The sequence below is a fragment of the Chromohalobacter sp. HP20-39 genome (genome assembly GCF_033052815.1).
GTDB lineage: Bacteria > Pseudomonadota > Gammaproteobacteria > Pseudomonadales > Halomonadaceae > Chromohalobacter.
Window position 1 is genome coordinate 1 of sequence record NZ_JAWHTP010001118.1, and the last position, 239, is coordinate 239.

At 67.4% G+C, this 239-nt stretch carries 1 protein-coding gene; it reads left to right on the forward strand.

What is annotated here, in order from left to right; all coding sequences use genetic code 11:
* Positions 1-200: hypothetical protein (locus tag RVY79_RS21375; RefSeq protein WP_317466633.1), on the forward strand; the 200-nt coding region annotated here is incomplete at its 5' end.
* Between the last annotated feature and the right edge of the window lie 39 nt (positions 201-239).

The following is a 239-nucleotide window of genomic DNA, read 5'->3' on the forward strand; positions in this document are numbered from 1 at the left end:
CCGAGGTCAGCAAAGTACAGCCGCTGCCCGTCAGTCAGGATGTTCCCGAAGTGCGCGTCGCCGTGAAGCAAGCCCAGCGAGTTCATCAACGGGATGTCATCCGCATCGAGCTGCAACGTGGCGCCATGGCGATCACGGTGACCTGGCCGGCCGGCGCTGCCAGCGACTGCGCCACCTGGCTGCGCGAGCTGCTGCGGTGATCCAACGCTTCGCGGCCCTGTACGCGGTCGAGCCCTGGG